The organism is Labrenzia sp. PO1, assembly GCF_012273635.1.
Classification (GTDB): Bacteria; Pseudomonadota; Alphaproteobacteria; order Rhizobiales; family Stappiaceae; genus Roseibium; species Roseibium algicola.
This window is the reverse complement of sequence record NZ_JAAXCR010000002.1, coordinates 1,076,455-1,097,410: the sequence shown is the minus strand read 5'-3', so window position 1 is coordinate 1,097,410 and position 20,956 is coordinate 1,076,455. Positions and strand designations below refer to the sequence as shown.

Here is a 20,956-nt window from a genome sequence, read left to right as displayed (position 1 = left end):
GGATCGTCTGTAGCAATCGGTTGAGCAAAGCCTAACTCATGGAAGCTGTTTGCGGAACCGGATACGGTCAATATCCATTCCAAACAGCCGTTGCCGGGCACGAGCCGGGTTGCTATACGCCCGGCACAACAGGCAGGAAAGCACCAATGACCAGCAGCCTTCTGGACGGCCGGAAGATCAGGACGATTTCCATCGTCGGCAACGGACCGATTTCCGAGGCCGATGCGCCGGAAATCGACAAGGCGGACCTGGTGCTGCGCTTCAACAGTGCGCCGGCCCTCGGCGTTGCGGGCCAGCGGGTCGACGTTCTGATGCTCAACCGGGCCCGGGTCTATATGTCGAAGCGGATCAACCCGCTTGCCCTGGAACGCGCGCCGGAAGTCTGGGTGAACGACATAAAGGAGAACGGCGAAGTCGACTGGCTGTTCGCGCGCGAATGCAAGCCGCGCTATCTCGGGTTCGGCCCGACGAACAAGGCGCGGGAACACCTGAAGAGATTCGATCCGTTCGACCGCAGCAATCCGACATCGGGCGCGTCCATCATCGCCGAATTCCTGGATGTTCTGCCGGACGCCGAAATTCACCTCTTCGGCTTCACCCATCAGGGCAAACAGCACACCCACGACTGGGATGCGGAAAAGCAGTGGGTCCAGCAGCTCTGCGACGAGGGGCGGATCCACAAACACCTGACGCCAGGGCCGAAGCCCCGGCGGAGCCTCAAGGGCAAGCTGGAATACGCCGTCCGGTTTCTGGAGAAGCGGGCCAAGCATTATCTCCACAACAAGATCCTGCATTCTTCCGAAAGCACGAAACGCCGGATCTTCGGACAGGACGCCTGAGGCGCCAAAAGCATCATAAAGGTATCTGACAAGCACCCGCAAAGTGCCTTGCCGGGTCCGAAGTTCCTGCTTCGGGCCTGCAGGCGATTGAAAAAATCTGCACTTTCCACAGGCCGGTGAATGTCACCAAGAGTTCATATGAACGACTGAACAGTTTCATATGAGCCAACTAAATTCTGCAAAAAGTCCAGCATTAGCCGGGATTGCGGCAAGGGTGGAGCCGTGTCCGGGGGCACGCTTTTGCTGTCGGACGAGAACTTGGCTTCCGCCGGAAATGCAGCCCTGGATCCCATCAAGGGTCGGGATTCTTCAAATTTCCTGCGTTCCCTCTTGCGGACGCGGTCAAGGCGTCTTTTAATGTTCATATGAGCGTCATATAACGTTCATATGAAAACAATACGAAACGCAGGCGTTATCGTTTCGGGTGCCGATGAAGCCATTTCGGCACCGAGAGAGAACCAACTGCTGACCGGGGCAAAGACGCCCTGCTAGATGGGAGCAAATGAACATGGCTTATCGCAAGACCGTCGCCAGCCTCGTGGCTGCGGCCGCCCTCCTGGGCACGTCCTCCGCTTCTTATGCGGCCACTGACATCACCTGGTGGCACGCCATGGGCGGCAAGCTCGGCGAAGTGGTTGTCGAAATTTCCAACGGCTACAACGGATCCCAGGATGCCTGCCAGATCACGCCGGTATTCAAGGGCACCTACGAAGAAACCCTGACCGCCGGCATCGCAGCGTTCCGCGCTGGCGAACAGCCGAACATCCTGCAGGTGTTCGACGCTGGCGCCGCCACCATCATCGGTGCCAAGGGTGCTGTCGTTCCGGTTGAAGACCTGCTCAACGAGAGCGGCGCCGAGTTCAACATCGAAGATTACATCGCCGGTGTCCGTTATTTCTATGCCGACAGCAACGGTAAGATGATCGGCATGCCGTTCAACTCCTCCGCTCCGATCCTCTACATCAACGACGATGCGATGAAGAAGGCCGGTGTCGAAGCTCCGAAGACCTACGAAGAGTTCGAAGCAATCGCTCCGAAGCTGAAGGAAGCCGGTTACGTGCCGCTCGTTCAGTCGCACCTGCCGTGGGAATTCGTCGAGAACTTCAAGTCCCGTCATAACCTGCAGTTCGCAACCAACAACAACGGTTACGACGGCGCAGAAGGCACCGAGCTGGTCTTCGGCGAGCCGATCAAGAACCACTTCAAGGCTGCCAAGAAGTGGCTCGACGAAGGTCTGTTCGGCTACTACGGCACCGGCTGGGGTGACAACCAGACCCCGTTCAACGAAGGCAAAGTGGCTCTGTGGATCGGTTCTTCCGGGTCCTTCGGCGGCATCGCCGACACGGTCGACTTCCCGTTCTCCGCAACCTACCTGCCTTACTGGGAAGCAGTTGAAGGCGCCAACAAGGCTTCCTTCATCGGTGGCGCTGCTCTGTTTGCAATGTCCGGCAAGCCGGCTGAAGAAAACAACTGCGTTGCATCGTTCTTCGAATACCTGACCTCTCCGGAAGTCCAGTACATGTGGCACAAGGAAACCGGTTACGTGCCGGTCACCGAAGCTGCCTATGAGCTGGCCAAGAAGGACGGTCACTACGAGCGCACCCCGGCAGCTGAAGTCGGCATCCAGCAGCTGTCCCTGGAAGGCGGCGAGTGGACCAAGGGCTACCGCATGGGCTTCTACGTCCAGATCCGCGACGTCATGAACCGCGAACTCGGCAAGGTCTTCTCCGGTGAGACCAGCGTCGACGACGCTTTCGCGACCATCAAGGCCGACGGCGACAAGCTCCTTGAGCGTTTCGCCAAGACCACCAGCAACTAAGCTCGACTTAGTCGCCAGACCGATAGGGGCGCCTTGCGCCCCTATCGACCTTTGAGCGTGGCTGTATACGCATACCAATTCAGTCGAATATCATGCGTTTATGGCCCGGATCGACCGACATTCAGCCAGAGGGGTCTGGGTGGTCGGATGTCGATCCGCAGCGAAATGAATGAAGCCTCCGGCATTAGATCCAATGCCTGATGTTTCGGGCAGGTCGTCCCACAAGGGGAGGCCGGCGCCAATCGTTCCCGGTGGTCGAGAAACGAAATAATGAAAAAAGTCCAGTTTCAGTCTCCGTGGCTGCCTTACCTGCTGCTTCTGCCGCAGCTCGGCATCGTGACGGTTTTCTTCCTGTGGCCGGCCGCGCAAGCGATCCAGTCCTCCTTCTATCTCGAAGATCCGTTCGGTTTCGGTTCGACCTATGTCGGGCTCGATAATTTCAAGGACATGATCACCTCGACCGACTACGGCCGGGTGGCGCGGTTCACGGCGGTCTTCACCTTCTTCGTGACATTCCTGTCGCTCGGGCTTGCTCTTCTGCTTGCGGTCAAGGCAGACAAGGTTCTGCGCGGTGCGTCTTCCTACAAGACCTTGCTGATGTGGGTCTATGCGGTTGCGCCGCCCGTCGCCGGCCTGATCGGCGTGCTTCTGTTCGACCAGCATGTCGGCCCCATCGTTGACTTGTTCGCCCTGTTCGGCTGGAAGATGCAGATCGGCGTAAGCTATTTCGACACCAGCTTCGCCATGATCGTCACCGCCGTCTGGAAGCAGATCCCGGTGAACTTCATCTTCTTCCTGTCCGGTCTGCAGGGTATTTCCAAATCCGTTCAGGAAGCCGCCAGCATCGACTGCCGGTCCGGCTTCCGGCGTTTCTGGACCGTTACCTTCCCGCTGCTGGCTCCCACCGGCTTCTTCCTGCTGATCATCAACATCACCTACGCCTTCTTCGACACGTTCGGCATCATCGACGTCATCGTGAAGAACGAGCCTGGCAACAACCCGGTGACCCTGGTTTACAAGGTCTACCTGGACGGCTTCCGCGGCAACGACCTCGGCGGGTCCTCGGCCCAGTCCGTGATCCTGATGCTGATGGTCTTCATCCTGACAATCATCCAGTTCCGCCTGATCGAGCGGCGCGTGCACTACACGTAAGGGAGGCGACGATGAAAAAACTGCAGATCTCGGATCACGTCATTCTTCTTCTCGGCGTCTTCTTCATGGTCACTCCGGTCGTGCTGGCGTTTCTGACCAGCACGCACGATGCGATCACCATCTACAAGGAAGGCATCCAGTTCACGCCGGGTGGCAAGTTCTTCGAGAACTATCAGACGGTCCTGTTCGAGGCCGGTGGCTTCACCAAGGAAGTCGATGGCTTCGTCATGCTCAAGAACTCGATGATCCTCGGCCTTGGCTTTGCCATCGGCAAGATCGTCATCTCGATGCTTGCGGCCTATGCCATCGTCTATTTCCGCTTTCCGATGGCAACCCTCTGCTTCTGGGTGATCTTCGCAACGCTTCTGCTGCCGCTGGAAGTGCGCATTTTGCCGTCTTACGAAATCGTCCAGTCCCTCGGCATGGTGAACACCTATTCCGGCCTGATCGTGCCGCTCATCGCTTCGGCAACCGGCACCTTCTTCTTCCGGCAGTTCTTCATGTCGGTACCGGACGAACTTCTGGAAGCCGCCCGCATCGACGGAGCCGGTCCCTGGAAGTTCTTCAAGGACATCCTGGTACCGCTGTCGCAGACCATGATCGCGGCAATCTTCATCATCATGTTCGTCTATGGCTGGAACCAGTACCTCTGGCCGACGCTGATCACCACCGACGAGAGCCTGTTTACCCTGGTTCGCGGCATCAAGCAGATCCTGCAGGTCTGGGTCGGAGCCCAGATCCCGGACTTCAACGAGGCCATGGCACTGGCGATCCTCGCCATCGTGCCGCCGGTGCTCATCGTGGTGATTTTCCAGAGCTGGTTCGTCAAAGGGCTCGTCGAGAGCGACAAGTGAGGTTTTTAGATAAATGGCAACGATAACTCTCGACAAGGTCCGCAAGGTCTACGGCGGCAGTGTGGAAGCGGTCAAAGGGGTTTCCATCGACATCGCGGACGGTGAATTCATCGTCCTGGTCGGTCCGTCCGGCTGCGGCAAGTCCACACTGCTGCGCATGATGGCAGGCCTTGAGGAAATCACCACCGGCGACATCAAGATCGGCGACCGCGTCGTCAATAACGTCGATCCGGCGGATCGCGACATCGCGATGGTGTTCCAGAACTACGCGCTTTATCCGCACATGTCGGTCTACAACAACCTTGCCTACGGCCTCAAAAACCGCGGCATGGCCAAGGACGAGATCGACCGCCGGGTCAAGGAAGCCGCGCGCATCCTGGAAATCGGCGACTACCTGGAGCGCAAGCCGCGGGCACTTTCCGGCGGCCAGCGCCAGCGCGTTGCCATGGGCCGCGCCATCGTGCGCGAACCGGCGGCCTTTCTCTTCGACGAACCGCTGTCCAACCTTGATGCCAAGCTGCGTGTGCAGATGCGTGTCGAAATCAAGCGCCTGCAGCGCTCGCTCGGCACCACCAGCGTCTACGTCACCCACGACCAGCTGGAAGCGATGACACTGGCAGACCGGCTCGTGGTTCTGAATGGCGGCAACATCGAGCAGATCGGCGCGCCGATCGATGTCTACGACAAGCCGGCCTCCACCTTTGTGGCCAGCTTCATCGGTTCACCAGCCATGAACCTGCTGAAGGTCAAGGCGGATGGGAACGGTCTTGCTCTTGCAACCGGCACCGGCCTCAAGGGCGCCAATGCCAAGGGCCGTGATGCCTACACCATCGGTATTCGGCCGGAGCATCTCGAAGTGGTGACTGCACCCGGTGAAGGCGAAGGCCTTCATCTGGAAGCCAGCGTCAACGTGCTCGAGCCGGTCGGCGCGGAAAGCTATCTCTATTCCAGCTTTGCCGATGGCGGGGACGAGATCCTGGTTCGCGTGTCGAGCCATGCCCGTCATGAGCCGGGCGAGAAGCTTTATCTGCGGGCGGCTCCGGAAAACGTTCACTACTTCGACGCTGAAACCGGACGGCGGATCGACTGATCAGGAAACGTCAGGCGAGGCGGTTTAACGAGGGCCGCCGGACCAGGACAGAGCCACCCCGGGCAACCGGGGTGGCTTTTTGTTTTTGGCCATTCGAACTTCCTCCTGACGGTGCTTGTCAGGAGAGCGGCAGGAGATGTCTGGAACTCCTTCGGAAGCTCTGGCAAACACCTCGAAAACCGCTTCAGGGAGAAACCTTTGGAACCCTTCAAGAACAACATTTCACCGGATCTGGTGCGCTGCATCGGCGGCCATGTTGCGCAACATCACGCCGGTTTCGACCGGTTGGGCTTTGAAGCGGATATCCTGGAAGAGCTGGACAGTCTGGAACTCAAGCAGCGTGCCACCCTGATCGCGAGGCATCTGGATCATCATCTGCCACGGGAACTGTCTGCCCGCTTTGCCATCCTGCAGGCCATGCTGCATCCGATGACGGAAGTCGCCTTCGACCGGGGCAGCGACGAGAAGGGTATCCGAGGATGGGGCATGATGCCGCTCGGCATGGTCGTCGCGGCAAGTGGCCTGGAGGATTTCGAGGCTTCGTTCGTGCTGCTGAAGGAAATGACCAAGCGGGCGACGGCCGAATTCGACGTGCGCCCCTTCCTGGCCAGGGACCAGGAACAGGCACTCGCCATCATGGCGCCCTGGGTGAAGGACGAAAGTGTCCATGTCCGCCGGCTGGTTTCCGAAGGAACCCGGCCGCGCCTGCCGTGGGGCATGCGGCTCCAGGCTCTGGTTGCAGACCCCACACCCACTCTGCCGCTTCTGGAAGCCCTGAAGGACGACCCGGAAGACTATGTTCGCCGGTCCGTAGCCAATCACCTCAATGATATCGCCAAGGACCATCCTGAACTGGTGGCCGATATCGCGAAACGTTGGCTGAAGGGGGCGGACAGGAACCGTGAAAAACTCGTACGTCACGCCTGCCGGTCGCTGATCAAGCAGGGTCACACGGCAACACTGGAAGCCTTCGGGCTCAATCCGCCGGAGATCCGGGTCGAAGGCCCGCAGGTCCTGACGACCGAGGTTGCTTATGGAGACGCCCTCGGCTTCAACATCGAGCTGGTTTCGACCAGCAGTAAAACGCAGGATCTGGTGATCGACTACCTGATCCATTTCAAGAAGGCCAACGGCACTCTGGCGCCCAAGGTGTTCAAATGGACCAAGCTGACACTGGCTCCGGGGGAACGGCTGACCCTGTCCCGCAGCCACGCCATCCGGCCGATCACAACGCGGGTCTATTACGGAGGCACGCAGGCGATCAGCCTCCGGATCAACGGGAAGGATTTCGGATTTTCCGAGTTTGAGCTGGTGATGCCGACGGCAATGAACTGATCGCGGTTCAGGAAAGCCGCTTAAGCCTGAGCATCCCCAAAATCCCGAGCGCCGGGCCGATGGCCATCAGGACAAACACGCCGGGCCAGCCGATCAGCTCAGCGCCAAGCGGCGTCAGTTGCACCGTGAAGAAAGTCAGCGCGAAGCCGAGGGCGGTCTGGAAGCTCATCAGGCTGCCGGCCTGGTCGGGCGGAGCGTAGTCGGCGACAAGGGCAGAGAACTGGGCCGAATCCGGCAGGATGGAAGCGCCCCAGATGAGGACGCACAGGATTGTCAGCCAGACGGGACCGCCGAAGGTGAGGGCCGAGGCGAGCGCGGCGGTGCCACTGATGACCATGGCGGCAATCGCGATGTTCGCCTTGCCGACGCGGTCGGCCATGATCCCCGCGACAACGCAGGCAGCACCACCCGCTGCAATGGTCAGAAACGCGATCAGGCGAGACAGCGGGATCGCGGTTTCTGCGGGCATATGGGCGGAGAAGGAAACGGCAAGGGCAACGCCGATCCAGGCCCACATGGCGTAAAGCTCCCACATGTGGCCGAGATAGCCTGCATAGGCGTAGCGGATCTTTGGGTTTGTCCACGCGGTGAATATGGCCTTCATCTTCATGCGGGGCGCCTTGGCATGGAACGGCCCGAGTCCGGCAAAAAGGCACAGCACGCCACCTGCAGCGGACGCAAGAGAGGCAACGCTCAGGCTCCAGCGCCAGTCGGTGCCACCAAGCAAGGCCAGAAGATGAGGGGCGGCGGAACCGAAGGTGAGCGCGCCGACAAGCGTACCGACCAGAAACCCGCGATCCTTCTGGCCCCAGCCGACGGCGATCTTCATGCCGACCGGATAGACGCCAGCCAGCAGGACGCCGGTTGCAAAACGCGCAAGGATAGAGGTCAGCCCACCCGGCTCGACCACCAGCAGGCTGGCGTTGAACAGGGCAGCGGTGATCGCGCTGAAAGCGAAGAACCGCCGAGGGTCGATCCTGTCGGCGAGGCCAAGAAAGGCCGACGCGACGGCGCCGAACACGAAGCCGATCTGGACGGCGCTGGAGAGAGCGGCCTGGGCAAAGTCGGATATGGGAAATTCACGGGTCAGATCGGGCAGGATCGCTGCGGACATGAACCACAGGCTCATGGCGGCGATCTCGGCCAGCATCAGCAGGCCGAGTGATCGCCATTTGCCCGCCATCTCACCCGGCAAGACCCAGTTCCTTCTGCTGCTTCCTGGTCAGCTTGGCCGCGATGATCTTGTGCGCGGCTTCGATATAGGCCTTCAGGTCCGCATCGGACAGCGCGCCTTCTTCTTCCATCTGCACCCATTTGGCACGGGCAAGATAAGGCGCGGGGATCATTCCTTCCTGCTGGGTGAGCAGGGAATAGGAAATATCGGAGCATTTGAAGCTGAACCGCGGAAAATCGCCTTCGCCCCAACCAGAGCAGATGGCGAAGATCTTGCCGCCAACCTTCCAGACCGATGCGTTGCCCCATTGGATCACATGCGTGGTTGCCGGAAGCTTTTTGCAGAAGGCGTCAAAGTCGTCGCGGGTCATTGGCGTGCTCGTAAAGTCGTGGGACCGGAAACGGGGTCCGTCGGCAGGAGCGGCAGAGTGGCTTTTCCAGCTGAATCACGCAAGCTGCATCGCAATGAAAAAAACGTGTCACACATTCCAGCCCCGCGCTCTCTAACATTACGAGACACCAAGAGACGGAACACGACATGACGGCAATCAGCGTAAAAACGGAAACGGTCCAGGCAGCCCAGGAAGGTGACAGGATTGCTCTGGAACGGGTTCTGGAGGGCGTACAGGACCAGATCCATCATCTGGCCCGCCGCATTCTGGTCAATCCGGAAGATGCACGCGAGGCGACGCAGGAAATTCTCATCCTGATCCTGACCAAACTTTCAACCTTCAAGGGCGAGAGCCGGTTTTCGACCTGGGTTTACCGCGTGGCCGTTCGCTACCTGGTGAGCGCCAAGAAGGTTCGCGACCGGGATCTCGGACTGACATTCGATGCCTTTGCCGCCGATCTGGAAGACGGCCTGGTGTCAGAGCCGCCCAAGGCGCCGGACGATGTGCTTCTGCTGAATGAACTCAGGATATCCTGCACCATGGCCATGCTGCTTTGTCTGACCATGGACCTGAGACTGGCCTATGTGCTGGGCGATATCCTGGAACTGGAACACGGCGAAGCTTCCAGCATTCTGGAAATTGCTCCTGCGGCCTACCGCAAGCGGTTGTCGCGGGCACGGGAAGAAGTGATGGCGTTTACTGCGCGCCACTGCGGCATCGTTTCGGCAAAGGCGAAATGCAATTGTCCGAAGCGGCTTCCTGCAGCCGTCGCTTCCGGCCGAATTCAACCTGGATCCTATCCCAATTCCGCCGGAGGGGCGCAAACCTATCACGACGCCCGGCGGCAGGTCGCATCGGTGATCGACGGTCTGAAGGCCTTTGAACTTCAGAATGCGGTTCCCCGGCAACGTTGCCCTGAAGACATCCGCGTTCAGCTGACCGAGATCCTGTCCCCCGGCCACTGACGCAACCAGACCCGCCAGTAATCGCACAATGCATCAACCAGCCCGGCAAAGGGCGGGACTGGCACCGCCTTGCCGATCGAAAGGAAGACCTCCGTGACCCAGTTGAAACACCTCGCAGCCATGGCCGCCACCGTTGCCGTCGTCACCTTTTCCCAACCCAGCCTCGCAGAAGGAACGAAAGACATGAGCCCGGAACAACAGAACGTCATCACCCTTATCGAAAAAATGACGACCTCCTTTGAAAAGGGAGACATCGATACGGTGATGCAGACCTATGAACCAAGCCAGAGCATTGCGTTCGAACCCGGAAACCCGGTGTCCGACAGCACCCTGGCGCGCGAACTGTTTCACCAGTTCCGCTCCGTTTCGCCGAAATTCACCTATTCCGGCCACGAAGTGATCGTGGAAGGCGATCTTGCTGTCCACATTGCGCCCTGGACGATGACCGGCACCGATCCGGAAGGAAAACCGGTGGCAGGCGAAGGCCTTTCCATCGCCGTGTTGCGGCGGCAGCCCGATGGCAGCTGGAAGATGGTGATCGACAATCCTTATGGCAGCCGCCTGATCCCGGTCGCGAACTGAGCCGCGTCAGGTAGCCGGTACTGCCGGAGAAACGGTGACACGGGCCTGGCCTGCGCAACTGCGATCTGTTGCGCGCTTGCCAGGCGGGTCGCCGCAAGGGGCCGCGGAGATACTCCGGGGCCTCTTCCGTCTGCGGGGATGACCAAGGCACATCCTCAGGAATTTCATCACGGCCAGCCGGCGTCGTTTACGGGCCAGCCTCTTTCCGAGTTTGAGCAGCCGGACATGCTCCGGGATCTGCTGCGGCCAGAATTCCGCATGATGCGGATAGAGCGATCTGACAGGATCGTCCCAGGCGGGCAGGCGGCTCACACAGTGTTTTTTTCGCAATGGCAAGGAATAGGGAATGAGCATCTGCTGCTCCCTTCAATTTTGATTTTGTTGAAGAGGTATTTGCAGATAGTCTCATGAAACGCGCCTATTCCCATGTTTTCTAATTGAAAACGAGATTTCAAAAATGAAACGAAATATCGATTGGGAAGATCTTCGACTGTTCCTGGCTGTCGCGAAAGCAGGTGGCCTTGCCGGAGCTGCTGACAAGACCGGCGTCAGTTCCGCAACGCTCGGTCGCCGGGTTGCCGCTCTGGAGAAAAGCCTCGACGTTCGCCTTGTGGAGCGCGAGGCGCGAGGTTACCAGCTGACCGCTGCCGCACATGATCTCCTGCGCTACCTGGAAGACATGGACCAGACCGCCCGCAGCATCGATGCGTGGAAAGAAGGAGAAGGCCTGCGCCGGAGGATCCGGATATCGGCGGGTGACTGGACCGCGCGGCTGCTCATCGACAACCTGTCGTCCTTCTGGACCCCTGACGCCGGCTGGCTGCCGGAAATCCTTGCGGATCTCAGAAACCGGGACATAGCCCGCCGGCAGATCGATATCGGTATCCGCAACAGCCGGCCCAAACAGACCTGGTTGGCAGGACAGAAGGTTGGAAAGGTCCAATATGCCGCCTATCAGGCTGCAAAGGTTGCAAAGGGTGCAGAGCTTGGTTGGGTCGGGCTGGTGGAAGACGATGCCCATTCGCCGACGGGCCTCTGGTTGAAGGAGAACCATGGCACTGATGCGGTAATCACCGTCAACAAGGCCTCGCTTGCTCTTTCACTCGTTCGCAAGGGCAATGCCCGCATGCTGTTGCCGACCTTTGTCGGCGATGCCTATCCCGATCTGATGCGCATCGAAGGCCCGTTCGACACCATGGAAACCGAGCGGTGGCTGGTCATGCATCAGGACGAGCGTCATGAACCAACAGTTCGCCAGGCCGTATCCGCTCTGACGAAGTTCTTGAAACAAAACCCGATTTTGTCTTCGTTCTCCTGAATAATTCACAGAACAGTGAAAGCAAAAATGGGTGAAAGCCTGGCTCCTTGAATCAATTTTAACGAAGCTCCATATTTAATCATGAAAGGAACCGGTTGGTTCCGGTCCGGATGCCTTGAAAGGGTCCGGGCGCAAGGTCGCTTCGACAAGGACTTTGAGGATGTCACGCATGTCAGCGTTTTCTAGCCCGTTCATGCTCGGGTTCGACGATATCGAGCGTGTGCTCGATCGCGTCTCCAAGGCCGCCAACGACGGTTATCCGCCCTATAACATCGAGAGACTTCCGAAAACAGAAGATCAAGGCGATGTCATTCGGATCACCCTGGCGGTGGCAGGGTTCACACGAGAGCAGCTTGAAGTCTCGGTAGAAGAGAGTCAGCTGGTCATCCGGGGTCGTCAGGTAGACGACAAGACCCGGCAGTATCTGCATCGCGGCATTGCCGCCCGTCAGTTCCAGCGGGCCTTTGTCCTGGCCGAGGGGATCGAGATCCTCGGAGCCGACTTGAAAGATGGGCTCCTGTCCATCGACCTGGCACGCCCGGAACCGGAGCGTGTCATCAGAAAAATAGAAATCTCCAGCGGCGAATGAACGCTCGTCGGCCAACATATGGAGAATGACTGATGCAAAACCCCAATAGCCCGTCATGGGCAGACCGCACGCTACTTTCCGAATTCATGTCGGTCGATGAACTGACCGAACTGGGCACCGGAGATGTCGCCTACATCAAGCCGATCAAGGCCCGGGATCTGAAGGAAATGTTTCCGGATGTCCCGCCGCTGCACGACAACATGACGCTTTACGCGCTTCTCAATGCAGACGGTACGCCGATCCTGCTGGCAGACAGCCGCGAAGCTGCCGTTGCCAATGCCTTTGAAGCAGAACTGGAAATGGCGTCCCTGCACTGACGTCAACTCACAAGACTGCGAAACGAATGCGACACCGGCCATCTGGCCGGTGTTTTTGTTTTTGAGGCCCTGTATGAGCGGGGCCGGGTCTCATTGCTTCACAGGTGAGCGCTTCCAAATGGTGAAGCCCGGGGCCTTTGGTTATCGAATGAAGGTGTTCCCCACAAACGAAACGCCCGCAGAAGCAGGACTTCTGCGGGCGCTCTTGTGTCGGGCAGGAGGCCGGCCTGATCAGGTGAGGGCCGGTTCCCGGGTTTCGGCCTTTGCCTTGGCTGCAGGTTCACCGCCATCTGCCGGAGGTGTCTTCGGTCGTTCGGACGGTCCGGTGGAGGAGGTCGCAGGCGGTTTGCGCCAGGGCTGGCTCTTGTACCAGCCAGCCACATAGGCAACGGCAATCAGCGCCACGAAACCGAGTAGGTTCGACAGGATCTGCGGAAGCCATTCGCCGCGGCCCCAGACCATGTCGCGCAGGATGCCCGCAGCCTGGGCAATGACCAGGCTTGCCATGAACACGGGCAGTGACTGCTGTCCGACCTTCTGGACAACACGCACGAAGCGGCCCCAGATCTCGCCATGGCCGAGCAGGCGTCTGCCGTGCTCACCTGCGGCAACCCAGGCCAGATAGGCAAGGGCAAGGAAGTGCAGGTAGCGGAACAGGCCGAATTCCGTCTTGATCCAGAGCGGCTTGATGATCTCGCGGATTTCGCGGGCCCAGACCAGGTTCAGGTGATTTTCCTGATAGGCGCGGAAGTAGGCGAAGGGAACCGTGGCGACAAGCACCACCGCGCAAAGCACGATCAACGTCTTGCTGACGGGAGGTGCCGGTATCCAGCCGCGCATGAACGCAAAGCCGGTGAAGAACAGCATTTGCCAGGCGAAGGGATTGAAGAACCATTCCCGGTCCGACCAGGGCTCGGCCGGCAGGCTCAGAAGGTCGAACTGGGCAGCCAGCCACAGGCCGATCGACAATGCGAAAGCGCCCGGCACGGAATAGCGGGCGACAAGCATGATCGCCGGGATCAGCGACAGGATCACCACATACATCGGCAGAATGTCGAAGTAGTTGGGCACCCAGGTCATCGTCAGCAAGCCGGGCAGGGCCATTTCGGCGTTGTCATAGAGATGCAGGAGGTTGAGCGAGGCGAGATAATTTTCTTCCAGGCCGCAGCACTCAGCCAGGTAACCGCTGTTCTGAAGCATGACAAGGCCGACGGCGAGGACCAGGAACTGGCCGATATGCGCCCAGTACACCTGCCACATGCGGTGCAGGATGCGTGCTGCCCCCATGCCCCAGCCATGAACGTCGAAGATCTTGCCGAAGGCGAGCGCGGAGGCCATGCCCGAACAGAAGACGAAGATTTCAGTGGCATCGGAAAACCCGAACCGGGCGGGAATCCAGAGCGTCCACCAGTTCCAGGGCAGGTGGGCAACGTAGATAATGAACATTCCAAGGCCGCGGAAGAAATCAAGCCGCGGATCGCGTGGGCGTTTCGTTTGTGTGTGAGCGTTCACGTTGGGTCCAGAGATAATTGGTCAGTCGAGTGCCGGCAGTGGGTCAGACCGAGCCGGTAGCCCTGAGTTTTTGGTCTTCCATCACTCGGTGGGCGCGGTGCATTTTGTCGCATATTTCAAGACGTTGTTCGGCGAATCTGTCCAGTGCACCGCGTTTGTGCGTCCGGCTGTTGAGCAGCCGTTCCGCATCTTCCGGCATGCCTGCCCGCAGGGCTGCATCGATTGTGATTCGCTCGAAGACATCGCGCTGAGCGTGCGAGCCGCCGACCATGTATAGATTGTCTCTCGCCGAGTCCAGCAGGGCAAAGGCGGAGGCATAATTGCCCTTCCGGTACTGTTCCAGGCCGAGGCCGGTCGGCAGTCCGGTTTCCGCGGTAATTCGGCCAAGATCCGTTTCGGTTTGCGCCCGTTCCTTCAGTCCGGTCAGCAACCGCTCAGCACCCATGCGGCGGCCACCGTTCAATAGGGCCAGCAGGTAATGCAGGTCGGCGAAGACATTGCAGCCGTCTTCGGCGCGCTTGTCGGACAAAAGTGCCAGCTCGTCCCAGCGAGGGCCGGTATCGACCCCTTCAAGCTCCAGGCGAACAAGCAGCGAGGCCGCATTGGAAATGTCCCGGTAGTCGTCGGTCTTGTCCTTGCGGATGTCGGTGTCATAGAGCGCAAGTGCCTTGTCGGCCTGGCCTTGGTCCAGATACATCAACGCCAGGTGCCACCAAACGTGATAGCCGAAGTTGTTGCAGTGGGCCCAGCCTTCCGGCTGTGTTTCCAGCCAGCCAGCCCCTTCTTCGGAGCGGCCGGTCATGTCGTGCACATGGGCGACGGCGTGAAGGCCCCAGGCATCATCGCGGGCAAATTCCAGTCCCTTGCGGCCGGCAGCTTCTGCCAGGCGGTAGTCGCCGGTTTCTTCCAGAGAAAACGCCCGGCAGCCAAGCATGTAGCCATAGGCCGGGTGGGTTTCGCCATAGGCCGCATGCACCCGCTCGATCGACTGGCGCATGCCCGTGGCATCGCCCAGCACGAAGCGGATCGCGTGAACCAGTTTCATGATCAGGGCATCTTCGGGAACCGTTACCAGCACGGTATCTAGAAGGTCGGCAGATCTTGTGGGATATCCCTGCAACCACGATCCGAGGGCGTCGACCACGGCAAGTTCGCGTGCCGTGACCGGCGTATGCTGGACCGAGGTTCTGGCAATCGCCAGGCATTCCTGTGCCGTCGCGGTCAGTTCCTTTCGGCCGAGCAGCAGGCAGAAAATCCCGCGTGCTGCATGACCAAGCGCAAAGTCCGGCGCCAGGGCGAGGCATGTCTCGAGATGTTGGGGAGTAGTCCTGCCATGCGCCAGAAAGGCTTTCACGGTCTCGTTCCAGGCGGCCAAGGCTTCCTTGTCCGACAGGGTAAGCTCATATCCGAATTGATCAGTTAGACGCATAACAGGCCTTTTTGTTTCTCATTCCGGTCCTCTGAAACCGGGTCCCGCCAACTGCGGCTGTAAATGGCCGGATGGCTGAATATTCCTATCCAAAATCCGCAGGCGGCACTTGAACTGCAAAACACAAAAAGGTGTTGGCAATGTGTAGGTGAAGAAAAGACACCTTCGTTGCGAAATTAAGGCGGGAAGTGCAAGTCTTCGTATCGGGGTTTTAAAGTCGGATCTGCGCGGGAGCAGGAACACATGGCCTTGGCCGTCGGGAAAACTCAAGCAGCCGTCGTCGCCATTGCGGGCGGCCTTCTGGCCATGGTTGCACTTGGGGCCTATGGCGAAGCCGGTCCGCGCCAGGCAGTGGCGGTCCTGATCGGCGGTCTCGCAGGCCTGTCGCTCTATCATGCAAGCTTTGGTTTCACGGCCGCCTGGCGACGGATCGTGACCGAAAAACGCGGCGGTGGGCTCAGGGCACAATTCGTTCTCATTCTTCTGACCAGCGCGGTTTCCTTTCCCCTGATTGCCTGGGGGCATGCGCTTGGCTGGCCCACGGGCGGCTTCGTCTTTCCCTTCGGAGTGGCAGCTGCCTTCGGTGCCTTCCTGTTCGGTCTCGGCATGCAACTGGGCGGCGGCTGTGGATCCGGCACGCTGTTTACCGCCGGAGGCGGTTCCACCCGCATGATGATCACCCTGGCGTGCTTTGTCCTCGGGTCAGTGGCTGCCACGGCGCATCTGCATCTCTGGGGCCGCTTGCCCAAATTGCCGCCGATGTCTCTCATCCGGGAATTCGGCCCGCATGGCGCTTTTCTTCTGACCGCGCTCATCCTCGGCCTGTTGGCAATTGCAACCATCATCATAGAGCGGCGCGCTCATGGCTCGATTGCCCAACCGAAGCCGACAGTTTCGTTTCTCAGCGGTCCGTGGTCTCCCATGATGGGTGCGGTGATGCTGGCGATCGTCGGCATTGCCACATTCGTGGTGATTGGACGCCCCTGGGGCATCACCTCTGCCTTTGCGCTTTGGGGCGGCAAGCTTTTTCACGCGGCAGGCGTGCCGGTGGACAGCTGGCCCTACTGGACCTGGCAGCGCGGAGCTTTGGAAAACCCCGTGCTGCGCGACACAACCTCCGTCATGGACTTCGGCATCATTCTGGGTGCAATGGCGGCAGCGGGCCTCGCCGGACGCTTTGCTCCGGTCTGGCGTCTGAACCGCCGCGACGTGCTGACGGCAATCGCGGGCGGGTTGATGATGGGCTACGGCGCCCGCCTGGCGTATGGCTGCAATATCGGTGCTTACCTGGGCGGTCTGGCGTCGGGCTCGCTGCACGGCTGGCTGTGGCTGGTCTTTGGCTTCCTCGGCAGTCTTGCCGGAACCCGCGTGCGCTTGCGGCTTGGCATGGACTGACGACGTCCTGAAGCACACCGCATTGTGACGCGTTCGTGAGGCAGGCCCCGCTAGAGTGCGCGGCATTGCAACATCGCCTGCGGGAGAAAGAAGATGCGTCTGTTTGCCCTGGTTGTCGTCACAAGCCTGTTTGCCGTCGGATTGGCCAGAGCGGACAGCCTGACCGATCGCGAAGGCTGGCAAGTCCTGCCCACGACCAAAAGTTACCCTGCGCTGGTTGATGATCTCAAAAGTACGATCGAGGGAGAAGGCATGCTGCTGGTGACCCAGGCCAGTGCCTCGGACGGCGCGAAGGGCAGGGGAATTACCATTCCCGGCAACCGCATCATTGGCGTCTATCGCAATGATTATGCCGTCCGGATGCTGGAAGCCTCCGTTGCCGCGGGTATCGAAGCACCGATCCGGTTCTATGTCACCGAAAACACCGATGGCACCGCAACGCTTTCCTGGAAAACGCCCGGTTTTGTCTTCGCACCCTACATGGACGAGGGCGGCCCGGCCTTGCAAGAACTTGCAAGGGAACTCGATCAGGTCTTCACCTCTATCGCCGACAAGGCTGTTGCCGCACAGTGACAGTCCTGTGAATTGCGTAATCGATTGGCAACCACGCCTTGTTTTTGGGCTTGTGAAACTGTCTTGGCGACCCCACACTCTTAGTGTGTTCAACAACTGAAAGGAGGTGTGCCCATGTCTAATGAGTATCGGTGCGTGGCCCAAGTGTCTGGGCGGAATCGAACGGTGCTGGAGCAGCCTCTGGTAGTGAGAGATTTCGCTGGGATCTGATCCGGGACTTGTGTCACGTCGATCTCATGGGAGGGCCGCTAGCGCGGTCCTCTTTTGTTTTTGAAGCCTCGTTTGCCTGTTCAGGGCCTACCTCGTTCCATATTTCAGAGGGGCATCCCGGACGCAGCGCAGCGGAGATCCGGGATCTTGGGGGGCTGGACAGCCGACCGGCGTGCTGACGGAACTCAGATCAGGCCGACAGACTTGCGTACATCCTCGTCGCGCAGCGAGCAATCCACACCACGGTAGGCATCGCCCGCGGGCGTGCATAGCCAGCAAATGGCTTCACCGACCCAACTGGCCGGAATATGCACCGACGGATCCAGCTGGCTGACCGGGTTCAGTCCGGAGGCCTTGATATCGACCTGCATCTGCGTTGCGACCGTGCCCGGGCTGAGGCCGACGATGCGCAGGCCCTTGTCACCGAATTCCTTGTCCGCACAGCGGGTGAGGGAAAGCGCAGCCGCCTTGGAAGCACAGTAATGGCTCCAGCCTTCCAGCGCACTGACCGCAGCTCCCGAGCTGATGTTGACAACGGTACCGGCGCCCTTGGCCAACATATGCGGCGCCACGGCACGCAGGCCGTAGTAGACGCCCTTCACATTGATATCGATGACCTTGCCCCACTCTGCCGGATCGCTGTCCTCGATCCGGGAGATCGGTTCGATCACGCCGGCATTGTTCACCAGGATGTCGAGGCCACCATAGGTGTCGATGGCCGTCTGTACTGCCTTGACCACCTCGTCATAATCCGCGACGTCGCAAACGACTGCCGTCGCATCGCGGCCTTCCGCGCGGATTTCGCCGGCGATGCGTTCGATATTCGTGCCGGAGCGTGCCGCCAGAAGGACCTTGGCACCATATTTCGCCAGGCTGCGGGCGGCAGCTTCTCCAATGCCTCGGCTCGCGCCCGTCACCAGGGCAACTTGTCCCGACAAATCAAACATGTAACGTTCCCGTTCTGGATGGGCCTTTACGGCCTCTGGACCTGCCGGTATTCGCGGACGTTTGCACAAACGTCGGAATGCGGGCGGGTTCTGATAAAGGTTCGAGCGTCCTGCATTCAGCGGAATTCAGGAGGCTCTGGTTGATCGACAGCGGACATTAGTGCGGTCGACCGTGAGAATAAACAGCTTGTTTGCAACAGCATCGTGCGGCATCTGCACGAATGATCCAGCCAGCGCGCACAGCGTATGCCGGTCAGTTCGCAAGGAAACAGGGGAAGCCGATGGCGGACACGAAGCGGAGTTTGCAGACGATCCTGCGCCAGCTCTATTTTGGCGACACGGTCGGGTCGCGGGCCTTCCGGTATGCGCTTTTGCTGTTCGACCTGGTCACCATCGGCTATTTCATCGTCTCGTCGATGATCGACAAGGACCGCATCCATCATGAGCTGGATTATGCGATCGCCGCGGTTCTTGCGCTCGACTATGTTGCGCGTCTGATCGCCGAAAGACGGCGGACCAAATACGTCTTCAGCTTCACATCGCTTGCTGATCTTGTGGTGATCGTCTCTCTGGTCGCTCCGGCCTTCTTCGAGAATTTCGCATTCCTGCGCGTTGTGCGCATGTTGCGGCTGATGCGCTCCTATCACCTGCTGAAGGAGCTGCGCCAGGCGTCGAAGTGGTTCCGCCGAAACGAGGAGATTTTTCAGTCGGGCATCAACCTGATCGTCTTCATTTTTGTCGTGACGGCCCTCGTCTTCGTGGTCGAGAACGACCGCAACGCCAACATCAACAACTATCTCGACGCGCTCTATTTCACCGTAACCACGCTGACGACAACAGGCTTCGGCGACATCACCATGACCGACAGCGTCGGCCGGCTGATGACGGTGGTGATCATGATCTTCGGCGTCGCCCTGTTCCTGCGACTGGTGCAGACGATCTTCCGCCCGGCAAAGGTCAATCTGTCGTGCCCCGATTGCGGTCTCAACAGGCACGATCCGGATGCGGTGCACTGCAAGCATTGTGGCCGAATTCTCAATATTCCGACTGAAGGCACATGGGACTAGCCACCTTGTAGGCCTGAAGCCCTCTCGCCGATTTGTGAAGACGAACCGCTGGACAAACGCCGTCCGGGAGCCATCCTTACCGGCGGAGCGGGGCAATGGTTTTTACCGTGCAAGGAGCACTTCATGTCATTGGCGACAGTTACCGGTTTTTCCAGACGCCTCGGCCTGCTGGCGGGTATCGTGGTTCTGGCTCTGGGCGCGTTCGGCGCACCATCGCAGGCGGCAGGCACCGTGGCCTGCGGCGAGGAAAAACCCTGCGACGTCACGAACGGCGAATATTTCATCCACCTGCCGGAGAACCGGCCGGTCGACAAGCCTCTGGGTGCAATCTTCTTCCTGCATGGCCATCGCGGCAAGGCGATCAACGAGATCCGCAACCAGAGCTTCCGCAAGATGGCGGACGATCTGGGTGTTGCCTTCGTTGCTGTTCAGGGCATGAACGGCACTTGGTCTTTCCCGACAGCGCCGCGCAACCTACGGAACGAACCGGCGTTCTTCGACAGCGTCCTTCAGGATCTGTCCGACCGCTTCGGCATCGACCGAAGCCGCACCATGCTGTCCGGCTTTTCCTCCGGCGGTTTCATGACCTGGTACATGGCCTGCGAGGATTCCGGCATGTTTGCAGGATATGCACCGATCGCGGGCGCCTTCTGGGAACCTTTGCCGCAGTCCTGCGTGACGGAGACCCCCTATCTCTTCCACGTGCATGGCACGTCGGACACCGTTGTGCCGCTCGAGGGACGCTGGCTTGGCGGGGGCAAGTGGAAACAGGGGGACGTTTTCAAGAGTTTCGACGTCTGGCGCCGCAAGGACGGTCTCTCTGAAACCGCGCCGAAGACCCATACCGAAGGCAACCTCACCTGTGAAACCTGGCAGCCGAAACACGGCTTCCTGGAGCTTTGCCTCCACGACGGTGGCCACAGCGTGAGCGCCAGCTGGATCAAACGCGCCTGGAACGAGCTTGCCGAGATGAAGGGCTGGACGACCTAGGCAAGAACGAGGCGTGCGCTGAGCCCAGTTGGATTTCAAGGCATGACGATCTGGATGGGGGGCACCAAAGATGGTTGGATATTCATAGGGTTGGAAACTGACCTGCCGCAAGAAAACCCTCTCCGTCGTCCTCCCGGGCGAGCACCGCGAGACCCGGGGCCTACTCGTTTCCTGGGCATCAATTGTCTCGCAACCGCTTCTCCTGGCACTTAGGTGTGTTGATCCCGACACTCCCTTTGCCCGGTCTGGGCCATTCCTCTGCACGCCAGACGTTCTTTTCCGAACGCCCCTCCTTCCCGTTTTCTAACGAGAAAGTGAGGCGGCTTGTCCGGGGGGCTGATGCTGGCTTGTTGACGGCGCCCATCAGCCTGTGGCCTTTACCGGGAAACGTCATTTTGAAGGTGAGCC

20 protein-coding genes are annotated in these 20,956 nt (G+C 59.6%); 15 read left to right on the top strand and 5 right to left on the bottom strand.

Annotated elements, in window-relative coordinates:
- Positions 1 to 146: 146 nt before the first annotated feature.
- The 6 genes from HCG46_RS12950 (at position 147) to HCG46_RS12925 (ending at position 7,089) form a co-directional block, all read left to right on the top strand.
- Complete coding sequence (locus HCG46_RS12950; protein WP_168686459.1) at positions 147 to 839, top strand: hypothetical protein; 693 nt, start codon at positions 147 to 149, stop codon at positions 837 to 839.
- Positions 840 to 1,347: 508 nt separating this feature from the next.
- Positions 1,348 to 2,658, top strand: a complete 1,311-nt coding sequence (locus tag HCG46_RS12945; protein ID WP_031268865.1) for an extracellular solute-binding protein — start codon at positions 1,348 to 1,350, stop codon at positions 2,656 to 2,658.
- 270 nt (positions 2,659 to 2,928) lie between these two features.
- Complete coding sequence (locus HCG46_RS12940; protein WP_055657334.1) at positions 2,929 to 3,810, top strand: ABC transporter permease subunit; 882 nt, start codon at positions 2,929 to 2,931, stop codon at positions 3,808 to 3,810.
- A gap of 11 nt (positions 3,811 to 3,821) precedes the next feature.
- Entirely contained in the window at positions 3,822 to 4,664 is an 843-nt protein-coding gene (gene ugpE, locus HCG46_RS12935) for a sn-glycerol-3-phosphate ABC transporter permease UgpE (protein WP_022999630.1), read from the top strand.
- 13 nt (positions 4,665 to 4,677) lie between these two features.
- Positions 4,678 to 5,754 carry a sn-glycerol-3-phosphate import ATP-binding protein UgpC gene (locus HCG46_RS12930; RefSeq protein WP_022999631.1) on the top strand — a complete coding sequence of 359 codons (1,077 nt, stop codon included), beginning with the start codon at positions 4,678 to 4,680 and terminating at the stop codon, positions 5,752 to 5,754.
- Between the two features lie 198 nt (positions 5,755 to 5,952).
- Positions 5,953 to 7,089 carry a DNA alkylation repair protein gene (locus tag HCG46_RS12925; RefSeq protein WP_168686458.1) on the top strand — a complete coding sequence of 379 codons (1,137 nt, stop codon included), beginning with the start codon at positions 5,953 to 5,955 and terminating at the stop codon, positions 7,087 to 7,089.
- A gap of 7 nt (positions 7,090 to 7,096) precedes the next feature.
- Here the strand turns inward: HCG46_RS12925 and HCG46_RS12920 are convergent, their stop codons facing one another.
- Together HCG46_RS12920 and HCG46_RS12915 are read right to left on the bottom strand one after the other, a co-directional pair.
- Positions 7,097 to 8,284 carry an MFS transporter gene (locus HCG46_RS12920; RefSeq protein ID WP_209009454.1) on the bottom strand — a complete coding sequence of 396 codons (1,188 nt, stop codon included), beginning with the start codon at positions 8,282 to 8,284 and terminating at the stop codon, positions 7,097 to 7,099.
- Entirely contained in the window at positions 8,274 to 8,633 is a 360-nt protein-coding gene (locus tag HCG46_RS12915; protein ID WP_168686457.1) for an MmcQ/YjbR family DNA-binding protein, read from the bottom strand. Before HCG46_RS12915 ends, HCG46_RS12920 begins: the two co-directional genes overlap by 11 nt.
- Positions 8,634 to 8,800: 167 nt before the next feature.
- On the opposite strand from HCG46_RS12915, the gene HCG46_RS12910 reads away from it, so the two are divergent.
- From HCG46_RS12910 to HCG46_RS12890, 5 genes are all read left to right on the top strand, one after another.
- The gene (locus tag HCG46_RS12910; protein WP_168686456.1) at positions 8,801 to 9,619 is read left to right on the top strand and encodes an RNA polymerase sigma factor; all 819 of its coding nucleotides are present in this window, start codon (positions 8,801 to 8,803) and stop codon (positions 9,617 to 9,619) included.
- 93 nt (positions 9,620 to 9,712) lie between these two features.
- Positions 9,713 to 10,201, top strand: coding sequence for a DUF4440 domain-containing protein (locus HCG46_RS12905; protein ID WP_145903640.1), 489 nt, complete (start codon positions 9,713 to 9,715; stop codon positions 10,199 to 10,201).
- Between the two features lie 457 nt (positions 10,202 to 10,658).
- Positions 10,659 to 11,519, top strand: coding sequence for a LysR family transcriptional regulator (locus HCG46_RS12900; RefSeq protein ID WP_168686455.1), 861 nt, complete (start codon positions 10,659 to 10,661; stop codon positions 11,517 to 11,519).
- 160 nt (positions 11,520 to 11,679) lie between these two features.
- The gene (locus HCG46_RS12895; protein WP_006934007.1) at positions 11,680 to 12,108 is read left to right on the top strand and encodes an Hsp20 family protein; all 429 of its coding nucleotides are present in this window, start codon (positions 11,680 to 11,682) and stop codon (positions 12,106 to 12,108) included.
- A gap of 32 nt (positions 12,109 to 12,140) precedes the next feature.
- Positions 12,141 to 12,425 carry a DUF1150 domain-containing protein gene (locus tag HCG46_RS12890; protein WP_031268868.1) on the top strand — a complete coding sequence of 95 codons (285 nt, stop codon included), beginning with the start codon at positions 12,141 to 12,143 and terminating at the stop codon, positions 12,423 to 12,425.
- Between the two features lie 231 nt (positions 12,426 to 12,656).
- Here the strand turns inward: HCG46_RS12890 and HCG46_RS12885 are convergent, their stop codons facing one another.
- Together HCG46_RS12885 and HCG46_RS12880 are read right to left on the bottom strand one after the other, a co-directional pair.
- Positions 12,657 to 13,937 (bottom strand): OpgC domain-containing protein, encoded by a 1,281-nt coding sequence (locus HCG46_RS12885; protein ID WP_353621818.1) that lies wholly within the window; start codon positions 13,935 to 13,937, stop codon positions 12,657 to 12,659.
- 43 nt (positions 13,938 to 13,980) lie between these two features.
- Entirely contained in the window at positions 13,981 to 15,366 is a 1,386-nt protein-coding gene (locus HCG46_RS12880) for a tetratricopeptide repeat protein (protein ID WP_022999643.1), read from the bottom strand.
- Between the two features lie 243 nt (positions 15,367 to 15,609).
- Here HCG46_RS12880 and HCG46_RS12875 point away from each other — a divergent pair, with 243 nt between their 5' ends.
- Together HCG46_RS12875 and HCG46_RS12870 are read left to right on the top strand one after the other, a co-directional pair.
- A complete protein-coding gene (locus HCG46_RS12875) occupies positions 15,610 to 16,761 on the top strand; it encodes a YeeE/YedE family protein (protein WP_022999644.1) in 1,152 nt (383 codons plus the stop codon).
- Positions 16,762 to 16,854: 93 nt separating this feature from the next.
- Positions 16,855 to 17,334: a DUF302 domain-containing protein gene (locus tag HCG46_RS12870; protein WP_168686453.1), complete on the top strand. Its 480-nt coding sequence runs from the start codon at positions 16,855 to 16,857 to the stop codon at positions 17,332 to 17,334.
- Between the two features lie 395 nt (positions 17,335 to 17,729).
- Here the strand turns inward: HCG46_RS12870 and HCG46_RS12865 are convergent, their stop codons facing one another.
- Positions 17,730 to 18,491 carry an SDR family oxidoreductase gene (locus HCG46_RS12865; protein ID WP_168686452.1) on the bottom strand — a complete coding sequence of 254 codons (762 nt, stop codon included), beginning with the start codon at positions 18,489 to 18,491 and terminating at the stop codon, positions 17,730 to 17,732.
- Between the two features lie 281 nt (positions 18,492 to 18,772).
- Between HCG46_RS12865 and HCG46_RS12860 the strand changes: the two genes are divergently transcribed.
- Together HCG46_RS12860 and HCG46_RS12855 are read left to right on the top strand one after the other, a co-directional pair.
- Complete coding sequence (locus HCG46_RS12860; protein ID WP_055659316.1) at positions 18,773 to 19,558, top strand: ion channel; 786 nt, start codon at positions 18,773 to 18,775, stop codon at positions 19,556 to 19,558.
- A gap of 123 nt (positions 19,559 to 19,681) precedes the next feature.
- Positions 19,682 to 20,548: a hypothetical protein gene (locus HCG46_RS12855; RefSeq protein ID WP_209009453.1), complete on the top strand. Its 867-nt coding sequence runs from the start codon at positions 19,682 to 19,684 to the stop codon at positions 20,546 to 20,548.
- The last annotated feature ends 408 nt before the right edge of the window (positions 20,549 to 20,956 follow it).

What these genes read in the sequence shown, in the direction of transcription:
- HCG46_RS12910 (WP_168686456.1), top strand. Translation starts at nt 8,801, where the DNA reads ATGACGGCAATCAGCGTAAAAACGGAAACGGTCCAGGCAGCCCAGGAA.
- HCG46_RS12890 (WP_031268868.1), top strand. Translation starts at nt 12,141, where the DNA reads ATGCAAAACCCCAATAGCCCGTCATGGGCAGACCGCACGCTACTTTCC.
- HCG46_RS12940 (WP_055657334.1), top strand. Translation starts at nt 2,929, where the DNA reads ATGAAAAAAGTCCAGTTTCAGTCTCCGTGGCTGCCTTACCTGCTGCTT.
- HCG46_RS12880 (WP_022999643.1), bottom strand. Translation starts at nt 15,366, where the DNA reads ATGCGTCTAACTGATCAATTCGGATATGAGCTTACCCTGTCGGACAAG.
- HCG46_RS12860 (WP_055659316.1), top strand. Translation starts at nt 18,773, where the DNA reads ATGGCGGACACGAAGCGGAGTTTGCAGACGATCCTGCGCCAGCTCTAT.
- HCG46_RS12855 (WP_209009453.1), top strand. Translation starts at nt 19,682, where the DNA reads ATGTCATTGGCGACAGTTACCGGTTTTTCCAGACGCCTCGGCCTGCTG.
- HCG46_RS12895 (WP_006934007.1), top strand. Translation starts at nt 11,680, where the DNA reads ATGTCACGCATGTCAGCGTTTTCTAGCCCGTTCATGCTCGGGTTCGAC.
- HCG46_RS12875 (WP_022999644.1), top strand. Translation starts at nt 15,610, where the DNA reads ATGGCCTTGGCCGTCGGGAAAACTCAAGCAGCCGTCGTCGCCATTGCG.
- HCG46_RS12900 (WP_168686455.1), top strand. Translation starts at nt 10,659, where the DNA reads ATGAAACGAAATATCGATTGGGAAGATCTTCGACTGTTCCTGGCTGTC.
- HCG46_RS12865 (WP_168686452.1), bottom strand. Translation starts at nt 18,491, where the DNA reads ATGTTTGATTTGTCGGGACAAGTTGCCCTGGTGACGGGCGCGAGCCGA.
- HCG46_RS12945 (WP_031268865.1), top strand. Translation starts at nt 1,348, where the DNA reads ATGGCTTATCGCAAGACCGTCGCCAGCCTCGTGGCTGCGGCCGCCCTC.
- HCG46_RS12930 (WP_022999631.1), top strand. Translation starts at nt 4,678, where the DNA reads ATGGCAACGATAACTCTCGACAAGGTCCGCAAGGTCTACGGCGGCAGT.
- ugpE (WP_022999630.1), top strand. Translation starts at nt 3,822, where the DNA reads ATGAAAAAACTGCAGATCTCGGATCACGTCATTCTTCTTCTCGGCGTC.
- HCG46_RS12870 (WP_168686453.1), top strand. Translation starts at nt 16,855, where the DNA reads ATGCGTCTGTTTGCCCTGGTTGTCGTCACAAGCCTGTTTGCCGTCGGA.
- HCG46_RS12950 (WP_168686459.1), top strand. Translation starts at nt 147, where the DNA reads ATGACCAGCAGCCTTCTGGACGGCCGGAAGATCAGGACGATTTCCATC.
- HCG46_RS12915 (WP_168686457.1), bottom strand. Translation starts at nt 8,633, where the DNA reads ATGACCCGCGACGACTTTGACGCCTTCTGCAAAAAGCTTCCGGCAACC.